The sequence below is a fragment of the Synergistaceae bacterium genome (assembly GCA_017443945.1).
Classification (GTDB): Bacteria; Synergistota; Synergistia; order Synergistales; family Aminobacteriaceae; genus JAFUXM01.
This window is the reverse complement of record JAFSXS010000103.1, coordinates 1-10,330: the sequence shown is the minus strand read 5'-3', so window position 1 is coordinate 10,330 and position 10,330 is coordinate 1. Positions and strand designations below refer to the sequence as shown.

Genomic DNA, 10,330 nt, shown 5'->3' with positions numbered 1-10,330 from the left:
GCACATACAACAAATTTAATATATATAGCTCAACAAAAATATAATGTCATAAAAGTCTTTCGGGAACATGCATTTATAATTACGGGCTGGAAAAAAACGGGTCGCGCACATACAACAAATTTAATATAGCTCAACAAAAATATAATGTCATAAAAGTATTTCGGGAACATGCATTTATAATTACGGACTGGAAAAAAAAAACGGGTCGCGCACATATAACAAATTTAATATAGCTCAACAAAAATATAATGCTTATATCTAAAGTTTTGGGCAAGCAAAGAAAGTGATATAATATCTACAAAAAGTTTTTCCCGCAAAAAATAAATTCTTACAACTACATTTGCAACTACAAAAATTTAATCTCGTTCATGCATTCACAATAACTCGCAAAGAAAAAAAATTTTTATCACGCAAATTTTCACACACAAGCCTTCAACAAAAAAATTTTCTGAATGTGCTATCATTAATCATAATTTATTCACAAAATTTTACAGGAGGCGAAAAATTTTTATGACTAAGAAACTTGTTGTTCTCACTGGTGCGGGAATTAGTGCAGAAAGCGGCTTCAAAACTTTTCGAGATTCCGGCGGCTTATGGGAAAAATATAACGTTGAAGATGTCGCAAGTATTCAAGGCTGGTACAGAAACCCGCGTTTAATGACAGACTTCTATAACGATTTGCGCGCACAATTAGAGAAAGCACAACCTAATGAAGGTCATAAAATTTTGGCCGAGCTTGAGAAATATTTTGACGTTCACATAATCACTCAGAATGTAGACAATTTACACGAGAGAGCAGGAAGTACAAAAGTTTTGCATTTACACGGCGAATTAACAAAGGCTCGTGCAGTCAACAACGAAAATAAAATTATTGACATCGGTTATCGCAAATTAGCTTATGACGAGAAAAACTCAGACGGGGAATTATTGCGGCCTCATATTGTCTGGTTCGGTGAAGCTGTTCCGTTAATAATGGAAGCTGCCAGACTCGTGCGTGAAGCTGATATTTTTGCGGTCGTAGGCTCGTCTTTAGTAGTATATCCGGCTGCGGGACTCGTTCATGATTTGCGGGGAGGCACAAAAGCGTACTTAATTGACCCGAAAGAAGTAGACGTCCCCGGATGGCTGAAATTTCGAGTCATTAAAGAAGTTGCGTCAAAGGGCGTTGCGATAATGCGCGATGAATTATTAAAGGAGGAATTATAAAAAATGGCGTTCAAACGATGGGAAAAAGTTCCGGAAGTTGCGCAGGCAGTAGAAAAATTAGACAACTATAATTACAAGTACGGCAAATTATTAGCGACCGGAAAAACTGACGATAAAGTTCAAGCCGCTAAGTTATGGCAGAGTATGTCAAGCTGTTATTGGGAAATTTTATTTGCACTCGTCGACGCACAGACAAAAAATAATCCTGAAGTATTGACATTTGACGAAGAAGAGCGTTTATTTATTGATTTAGGCTGTATTCCGGGATTGTTGAATCTCAGCAAAAGTTTTGACGCAAAAAATTATCTCGCCTCAAAATGTGCCGGCGGTATTCTTCCTGCTATGACTCTTTCTGATTATATTGCTGAATGCTGGGCAGCTATTAACGGTTATGATATTCCTGTACCTGTTATCGGTATGTCGCTTGATGACAGAATCAATTATTTAAACTCTGAACTCGCAGCAGCACAGAAAGAACGCGATTTATTTGTTCGTGAAATTGATGACACCTACCCGAATAATTTAGACGTGCGCCAATTATTAACGAACATGAATAATTTTCTGATTTCGGCCATGAAAGTAAATATGAGAGTCCCCGAATATCGAGAAGGAAGCGAGGCAGTAAGACAGAAATTTGCACAGGAACGCAAGGCATATTTTGACGCTGAAAAAAGTATCTTGCTCCTAATTTCAACCGTGCAGAAAAACGAAGCTAACCCATTACCGCCAGCTAAGGCCGAAAAATTTGCAGCCCTCCACGAGAAAACTAAAGTTATAGCCAAGAAAATTTTATATTCGCAAATTGACGCAGTGAAAATCGCACGCCGAGTCAAGAAAATTTCTGACAACTGCGAAGGAATGTCAGCACAAATGAGACGCGGAGAATTACGTAATATGCTCGTGAAAAAACGCGATTATTTGACCGTCCCCGCAAAAAATGCCCGTGCTGATACGTCGCTTTTATGCCAGCCAGACTCAATGCCGAGCGATTATGCGAAAATGTATGCGATTCTTGAAGATTTTGACGGCCTCGACATAGAAATGTTCAACGTTCCTAGAGTCAGAATGTACGGAATCCCGCGCGCAATTTTTGTACCTGGTCAAGGTTTAGGGACTTATGATTGGCAGGATCACTCGTTATTAATTCCTGCGTTCCCGATCGGAGGCGAGGACAAGTCAGCAAGTTACGCATTAGGCACATTCAGATGGGACTCGGACGAGGACAGAAGATTAAAGACTCCATTTGAGCAGCAAATAAAGGAAAACCGCAAAAAATCTTTACTGGCACTCGCTGAAGGTTTCTATAAAGATTATTCGCTCTGGATGACGAAGGAAAAGAAGGGCTATAGAATTTTGCCGAGAGAGACTCACAAAGTTTTTGTCAGCATGTTCACGGCCAAGCCCGAAGAGTAAATAAATTATGCCTATAAATATACCCGGCGATTTACCGGCAGCAAATGTATTAGTGCAGGAAAATATTTTTGTCATGACTGAACGTCGCGCACAGAGTCAGGACATAAGACCGCTGAGAATCTTAATATTGAATCTAATGCCGACGAAAATTGTAACGGAAACTCAATTAGCGCGCCTTCTTGGTAATACGCCGTTACAGGTGGAAATTGATTTAATGACTGTCAGCGGGAGGACTCCTAAGCACACGCCGATTGAACACATGATAGCGTTCTATAAAAATTTTGATTCGGTCAAAGCAAATTTCTACGACGGAATGATTATCACGGGCGCACCTGTTGAGCTTATGCCGTTTGAGAGCGTCGATTATTGGCCGGAATTGTGCGACATAATGGAATGGAGTAAATCTCATGTTCACAGCACGTTTCATATTTGCTGGGGAGCGCAGGCCGGGTTATATTATCATTATGGAGTGCCTAAGATTCATTTGCCGCGAAAAATGTTCGGGGTATTCAAGCACAGAGTCACGCATAAAGGCTCGATTTTATTTCGCGGTTCTGATGATGTATTTATGGTGCCTCATTCACGACACACGACTATAATGCGCGGGGATATATTGAGGGTTCCTGCGCTGAAAATTTTATCAGAAAGTTACGAGGCTGGAGTCTATGCGATTTCAACGAACGAAGGCCGGCAATTATTCATAACTGGACATTCAGAATATGACCCGGAGACTTTAGCACTTGAATATTTCCGTGATAAACGTGCTGGACTTGCGATTCATGTTCCCTGCAATTATTTCCCGAACGATGACGAGACAAAGACTCCTGTCTGCACATGGAGAAGCAGCGCAAATTTATTATATTCAAACTGGCTGAATTATTTTGTTTACCAGCAAACGCCCTATGACGCACGAAAAATTACAGATTTGGATCTGAACAATAAAGACTAATTATTGAAATAAGTTGTAAAAAGGTTTTGGCGCTAACTTGCTTATGCGGTCATTTGCAGCGATAAAAAATTTTGTAGCGCTCATGCGGGGCCCCAGAGCCCCCCCGCACCCCCCCCCCAGTAAGCGGCCATTTGCAGCGATAAAAACGGTAAATTTTGCTCCCGATAAAATATTTAATAAGTATATTCTAAAATTTGTGATATAAATATATGTACGAAAAATTTATGTGTGGGGGTAATTACAATTCCAGCAGCAAAAAAATCTGTCTCGAAAAATGAGTCAGTACAGGAAAAAATTAGCAAAACCAGCAAAACTAAGAAATCATCAACTAAGACAGCAACAAAACGCAAAACCCGCAAGCCCCTCGAAGACTCTGCGGACAAAGGCAAAATTTTAGTTATCGTTGAGTCTCCGTCAAAGGCTGCAACACTGTCGAACATGCTCGGACGCGGCTACATAGTCAGATCAAGCAAAGGCCATATGAAAGATTTACCCAAGAGCAGACTCGCTATTGACATTGAACACGATTTCGCGCCGGAATATATTTTAGTGAAGGGTAAAGCAGCGTTAAAGAATGAATTAATCAAGCTCGCCGAGAATGCTTCACACGTTTTATTAGCGTCTGACCCCGATAGAGAGGGTGAAGCTATTGCGTGGCACTTGGCCGATATTTTGGGAGTAAATTTGTCGGAGAAATGCAGAGTCAGATTCTACGAGATCACAGAGAACGCCGTAAAAACCGCCGTCAAGAATCCTGATTATATAGACATCAACAAAGTAGACGCACAACAGGCACGCAGAATATTAGACAGACTCGTGGGTTATACTTTGAGTCCGTTACTCTGGAAAAAAATACGTTACGGCCTGTCAGCGGGGAGGGTTCAATCTGTCGCGCTTAATTTAATTTGCGAACGTGAACGCGAAATCATGCAATTTGTTCCGGATCCTTACTGGGTAATCACAGCACAGGCCAAGCACGATAAAAATATTTACGAATTACGCGCATATAAACTCGACGGAAAAACGCTCATGAAGAATAATTTGCCGTTGTTGATTAATTCTCAGGAGAAAGCAGACGAAATTATCAGCGAAATTAAATCTCATGAATTAATAGTGCGTGAGTTCAAGTCCAAAGAAAGCGCGCATTCAGCACCGGCACCCTTTAGGACAAGTACTCTACAGCAGGAAGCCTCAAGACGTTTAAGCATGGTACCGGCTCACACGATGAGAATAGCTCAGGCACTCTACGAAGGAATAAATATCCCCGGACGCGGCCATGTCGGTTTAATAACTTATATGCGTACTGATAGTTTGCGAATCTCGAAAGAAGCTCTAACGTCGTGCAGAGAATTTATCAAAGCAAATTTCAAGCCCGAATATTTACCCAAGACAGCAAATATTTTCGGAAGCACAAATAAAAACGTGAATATCCAAGACGCTCACGAGGCAATTAGACCGACTGACATAAATTTAACGCCTGACAAGACAAAAGCATTCTTAACGCCCGACCAGCAAAAATTATATTCGCTGATATGGAGCAGATTTACAGCAAGTCAAATGAGTCCTGCAATTACAGCAAAATCTACAGTTAAGGCCGACGCAGGAAGAGTCAGTCTCAAGCAGGAAGGCGAGACACTTATATTTGACGGTTGGAGCGTTTTATGGCCTCTTGATATAAAAGGTGCTGAAGTCGCGCAGATTAACGAGGGCGAAATTTTGAAGCTGCTAAAGGTTCAAGACGAGCAGAAATTTACGAAACCGCCAGCAAGATATTCTGAAGCAGGATTAATTAAGACTCTTGAGGAAAACGGAGTCGGACGGCCTTCAACTTATGCGACAATAGCCGGAACTCTTGAGTCGCGCAATTACATCGAGAAAAACGAAGAAAAGCGATTCAAAGCTACTGCACTGGGATTAATAGTTGATGAATTTCTTGCGCAATATTTCAACCGCAAAGATCTATCATCAATAGTAGACGCGGGATTCACAGCACAAATGGAGAAGGAGCTTGACGAAATCGAAGAGTCCCAAAGAAAATGGCTTGATGTTGTCGGAGAGTTCTGGGGGGAATTTTCTAATACGTTGAGTGAAGCAGAAAACGCCCCGAAAGTGCCTCTGCCTGCTCCTGAACCTATCGGCGAAAAATGTCCTGAATGCGGTCATGATTTAGTGCAAAAGCGCGGGAGATTCGGTGAGTTCATTGCGTGTTCAAATTATCCGGAATGCAAATATACACGGCCGATTTTAAGCACTATCGGTGTGAAGTGTCCCAAATGCGGAGAGGGCGATATTGTACAACGCAAAAGCAAAAAGGGCCGGACTTTTTACGGGTGCTCGCGTTATCCTGAATGCGATTACGTTGCGTGGAACAGACCAGCCGGCGAAAAATGTCCTGAATGCGGAGAAGATTTATACAAACGAGGCTCGACAATTTTTTGCGCAAAATGTAAATATAAGGTCGAGACTGAGTCAGAGTAAATAAAAAAGGGAGCCGCTTTTGACTCCCTTAAAATTTTTATTGCTGCGGTTGTGTCAGGTTAGGTGATTGCGACGGATTGGGCATTGTGTAACTTCTTGCGTGAATCTGAATTTCATCGCGTACTGCTTGAGGATGAGGAATATTTTTCGCTACAATTTCTTCACCGCTCGTACCTGATGACGTAATAATTAAATCGCCGATTCCCAATAATGACTGCATCATGGTTTGACCGACTTTAATATGTGTGATATTTGCAAGACTTATCTCAATTGACTCGCGAAAATCAGCGCTGAAAGGCTTTAACGGATGTATTATGACAAATGCGACTTCTTGATCTTCGGCCTTGTTCGGGTTATTACGCAAAATTAACTGCATTGTCTTGCGCTTTACTGCAATGTACAAGAACATCAAGACTTCAATTACTGCTACGATTATCCACATCCATTTGCAGAGGTTAGAGTCGGGCTGACACTTGAACGGGCCGTAATATGTGCCTATACCAGCAAGAATGAGAATCAAGAGCATTAGCATCCAAAGTTTATAAAAGCTCTTCCACGCCGGTTTGTAATACTTGTAAACAGGTTCCATGATGAAAAAATTTCCTCCTTCATAAACAAAAAATTTCTTGTTTAAATCGTGAATATTATAGCAAATGAATTAGTGCTGATTATTTCAATTTTTCACGCCTTTGTGCATTCTCAATCGCGATTTTTGCCATTATTTCGCGTTGTTCTTCGCGGTCTTCCTGATATTGCTGCTCTATGGCCTTTTTTCGCGCCTGAATCTTTCGTAATTCTGCCGACTTCTTCATCATATTATTATGGCTGTCCCATGCTTTAAGAGTCGATTTATCCATGCTTGACTGTGCAGCGTTCACGAGTTCTAGTGCGTCGCTTTGATTTGTTGGGACTCGTTTTTCGCGTTTCTGCGGGAGTTCATCCCAGATACTTCCGAATTTATCATCAATTTTCATGACGCTAAAGCCTCTTCTATTGCTATTGCGAGTTGATCCGCGCATGAAGTACCTCGACTCCCGCAAAGATTCCCGCGCAATATTTTCGCAGTTTGTGAAGCGTCCGCACCCTCTAAAAGTTTCGAGATCGCCTTCAAATTTCCGGGACAACCTCCGACAAAATTAAGTCCGTGAATCTTGTTATCATCATCAATATCAAACATAATAAATCGCGAACATACTCCATTTGGCATAAAATCAACGTGCTTACTCATTGTTTATCACTCCTAACCGTAAAATATTTATAAGCTCGTCCAAACTATTAGATAACATTGCCTGCTGTCTTAAAGCTGCCGAGCCGTTTTTGAATTTTATCATGCTGCCTGCGAATCTCTTCATTAATACTATTGCTTTATGTTCGCTCAATAAATCACGGGTTCTGTACGCAAAATTTATCAGCGCGTCAAGTTTTTCACTCTGAGTCCTGTAAACGCCCCTGAACTCTTCAAACATGCACGGATTAGCAAAAGCACCTCTAGCAAGCATTATCATAACGCAGCCCATGCTTAAATATTCGTCAATGTCAGAAAGATTCTTTACGTCGCCGCTTGCACTGATATAGCCGGGAAAATTTTTAGCAGCAAGAGAAATTATTTTCCTGTCCGCAATTCCTTCGTAACGCTGTGAAGGTGTGCGCCCATGAATGCAAATATTATCTGCTCCGGAATTTATTAGAAGCTCGGCAAACTTTAGAGTCTCGTTGTCATCATCAAATTTGCGGGTCTTGACCCATACAGGAAAATTTAAATCTTTCAGGCACTTGACCATTTTTGACGCAATTTCCGGACGGCGCATTAAAGCAGAACCAGCACCATTTTTTGTAATCTTAGGCATTGGACACGCCATATTTATGCCCAGACCTGAAAATCTTTCGCAATGATTGATTACTCGTAAAGCTCCCTCGAATAAAATTTTTTCATCAGGCGCAAACAACTGCACAATTAACGGCCCTTCATGACTCGCTACTTTGAGCATGTCGAGAGTCTTTGCATTATCGCGAATTAACCCCGAACAGCTTATCATTTCCGTATGAGTCAAAGCTGCTCCCATCTGCGTAAAAAATTCTCTCACGGTCAAGAGCGTTACTCCTGCCAAAGGTGCAAGACATAAATTATTATCGAGTTCAAGACCTCCCGCACGAATCATGATTTATTATTTCTCTCGTAAATTAATTTCAGGCCCTCAAGCATAAGCCATTTATCTACATATTGAATATTGCGCGAAACTTTTTGCATTAAATCCGCGTGTCCTCCTGTTGCTGCGACCTTTGCGTCCTTCATCGAGTCATTATCGCGAATCATGTCAATTAATCTATCTGTCAAGCCTCCGTTGCCGTATAAGATTCCTGACTGAATACTTTCTGTTGTGTCGATGCCTATTACTTTTTCAGGGATTGACAGCGCGACTTGAGGCAATTTCGCAGCCTTCGAGAACAAAGCAGATATTCCCGACACAAGACCGGGGGCAATTACTCCGCCTATATACGCGCGATCTTGTGCGACACAGTCAAATGTTATAGCCGTTCCATAATCGACGACAATAACGGGAGCACCGTACTTGTGAAGACCTGCAAAAGCGTTTACGATTCTGTCTGCGCCTACTTCATTAGGATTCTTGATTCTTAATTCGAGTCCTGTATTAGTTTTCGAGTCAACCTGCAGAGGGTTCACGTTAAAATATTGCTTTATCGCCTCAGTAATCGCAAAATCTAATGAAGGCACAACAGAAGCAAAGGCCGCGCCCGTTATTGATGATGGATTAATATTTTTGCTCGCTAATAAATCAAGCAGATAAACGCCGATTTCGTCAGATGTCCGAGATACAGAAGTAAGCCGCCAATGTGCAATTAATTTATCGTTGTCGAAGACTCCTGCTGCAATAGTTGTGTTGCCCGTGTCAAGTACTAATAACAATTAATTCACGCTCCCTGCAATATAGCCCGTGCTCCAGCAAATTTGAAGGTTGAATCCTCCTGACGGGCCGTTAAGGTCTAATATTTCACCTGCAAAGTATAAATTATCGCACAATTTTGATTTCATTGTTGAAGGCTCTATTTCCTTGAGGCTGACTCCTCCGTTTGTTACTACTGCATTATTGAAGCTCCATAGCCCGTTAATGTGCATTCGTATATCTTTGAGCAATTTCACGAACTCAAAAATTTCTTCGTCTGAAATATATTCAATGGGCTTATCGTGCGGAATATCGGACAATTCGAGAATCAAAGGTGTTAATTTTGCGGGAACTAATGAACGCGCGAGACCTGCGAATCTTTTACGGCCTGAAAATTTTTTTATTTCGCGTTTGACTCGTTCTATTAATATCCCATGAGTTAGACTAGGCTTTAAATCTAGGGAAAATTCGAGACTCTCTGCGCCTTCCTGCCATTCAGGAATAAACGAGCTTAAGTCCATTACAATGGGGCCGCTGACTCCGAAATTAGTAAATTCCATCTGCCCGAATCTATTATCTATGTCGATACCGTTGCGAATCACTGTGAGTCTTACATTTCTTAAATCACATCCGCTGGCTAATTTCGGCCAAGTTTCTTGAGTCTTTACCGGAACGAGAGCAGGATATAATTTTGTGATTGTGTGTCCTGCCTGTTGTGCGAGTCTGTAGCCGTCGCCCGTTGAACCTGTGCGGGGGTAAGATTTGCCGCCTGCAGCGATTATGAATTTATTTGCGCTGATTTCTTCATTTTCTGTGATTACGTAAAGGACTCGCGAGTCTTTTATCTTGAGAGCTTTAACGGGATTTGAGCGAAAAATTTTGACGTTATATTTTCTGCATTGCATTATGAGCGTGTCTAATATTCTTTGACTGCCTCCTGACGTGGGGAAGACTCTTTTGCCGCGTTCTTCTGTGAGTTCTACGCCGTGATTTGCGAAAAATGCCATAGTCTCGTGAGGGCCGAACTTGCTGAATGCTGAATATAAAAATTTTCCTTTCTCGCCGTATTTAGCGATGAAATTATTTATGTCTGGTTCTGCATTAGTGAAGTTACAGCGTCCCCGCCCTGAAATTAAAAGTTTTTCGCCGAGAGTCGCATTTTTCTCGACGATTATGACTCTTTGTCCGAGCGAGCCTGCACGAATTGCAGCCATTAACCCCGCCGGGCCTCCGCCGATTATGAGTGTGTCGAAATTTTCCATATAGAAATTATTAGCTCCTTTGCTTTATAGTCAACATAATATAATAGCAGGGAAAAATTTAATTAGCTGCTAAAAACTTTTGCCTAACCGCGACTCCAGAGTCAAAACCGGGTGGGCGG

Annotated in this window: 10 protein-coding genes; 4 read left to right on the top strand and 6 right to left on the bottom strand. The window is 41.6% G+C overall.

The window, feature by feature from the left end:
* The first annotated feature begins 510 nt into the window (after positions 1 to 510).
* From IJT21_10595 to topA, 4 genes are all read left to right on the top strand, one after another.
* A complete protein-coding gene (locus IJT21_10595) occupies positions 511 to 1,206 on the top strand; it encodes an NAD-dependent protein deacylase (protein ID MBQ7578698.1) in 696 nt (231 codons plus the stop codon).
* Between the two features lie 3 nt (positions 1,207 to 1,209).
* Entirely contained in the window at positions 1,210 to 2,619 is a 1,410-nt protein-coding gene (locus IJT21_10590; protein MBQ7578697.1) for a hypothetical protein, read from the top strand.
* A 7-nt stretch (positions 2,620 to 2,626) separates the two neighbouring features.
* Positions 2,627 to 3,568 carry a homoserine O-succinyltransferase gene (gene metA / locus IJT21_10585; protein MBQ7578696.1) on the top strand — a complete coding sequence of 314 codons (942 nt, stop codon included), beginning with the start codon at positions 2,627 to 2,629 and terminating at the stop codon, positions 3,566 to 3,568.
* A 294-nt stretch (positions 3,569 to 3,862) separates the two neighbouring features.
* Positions 3,863 to 6,046 (top strand): type I DNA topoisomerase, encoded by a 2,184-nt coding sequence (gene topA, locus IJT21_10580; GenBank protein MBQ7578695.1) that lies wholly within the window; start codon positions 3,863 to 3,865, stop codon positions 6,044 to 6,046.
* A 37-nt stretch (positions 6,047 to 6,083) separates the two neighbouring features.
* On the opposite strand, the gene IJT21_10575 is transcribed toward topA, so the two are convergent.
* The 6 genes from IJT21_10575 to IJT21_10550 all read right to left on the bottom strand — a co-directional run bounded on the left by IJT21_10575 (position 6,084) and on the right by IJT21_10550 (position 10,211).
* Positions 6,084 to 6,635 (bottom strand): PH domain-containing protein, encoded by a 552-nt coding sequence (locus tag IJT21_10575; GenBank protein MBQ7578694.1) that lies wholly within the window; start codon positions 6,633 to 6,635, stop codon positions 6,084 to 6,086.
* Positions 6,636 to 6,714: 79 nt separating this feature from the next.
* Complete coding sequence (locus IJT21_10570) at positions 6,715 to 7,020, bottom strand: hypothetical protein (GenBank protein MBQ7578693.1); 306 nt, start codon at positions 7,018 to 7,020, stop codon at positions 6,715 to 6,717.
* The gene (locus IJT21_10565; GenBank protein ID MBQ7578692.1) at positions 7,017 to 7,274 is read right to left on the bottom strand and encodes a TIGR03905 family TSCPD domain-containing protein; all 258 of its coding nucleotides are present in this window, start codon (positions 7,272 to 7,274) and stop codon (positions 7,017 to 7,019) included. The genes IJT21_10570 and IJT21_10565 overlap by 4 nt, the downstream gene beginning before the upstream one ends.
* The gene (locus IJT21_10560) at positions 7,267 to 8,205 is read right to left on the bottom strand and encodes a tRNA-dihydrouridine synthase family protein (protein MBQ7578691.1); all 939 of its coding nucleotides are present in this window, start codon (positions 8,203 to 8,205) and stop codon (positions 7,267 to 7,269) included. Before IJT21_10560 ends, IJT21_10565 begins: the two co-directional genes overlap by 8 nt.
* Positions 8,202 to 8,972 (bottom strand): type III pantothenate kinase, encoded by a 771-nt coding sequence (locus IJT21_10555; protein MBQ7578690.1) that lies wholly within the window; start codon positions 8,970 to 8,972, stop codon positions 8,202 to 8,204. The genes IJT21_10560 and IJT21_10555 overlap by 4 nt, the downstream gene beginning before the upstream one ends.
* Positions 8,973 to 10,211 (bottom strand): NAD(P)/FAD-dependent oxidoreductase, encoded by a 1,239-nt coding sequence (locus IJT21_10550; protein MBQ7578689.1) that lies wholly within the window; start codon positions 10,209 to 10,211, stop codon positions 8,973 to 8,975.
* Positions 10,212 to 10,330: the final 119 nt, after the last annotated feature.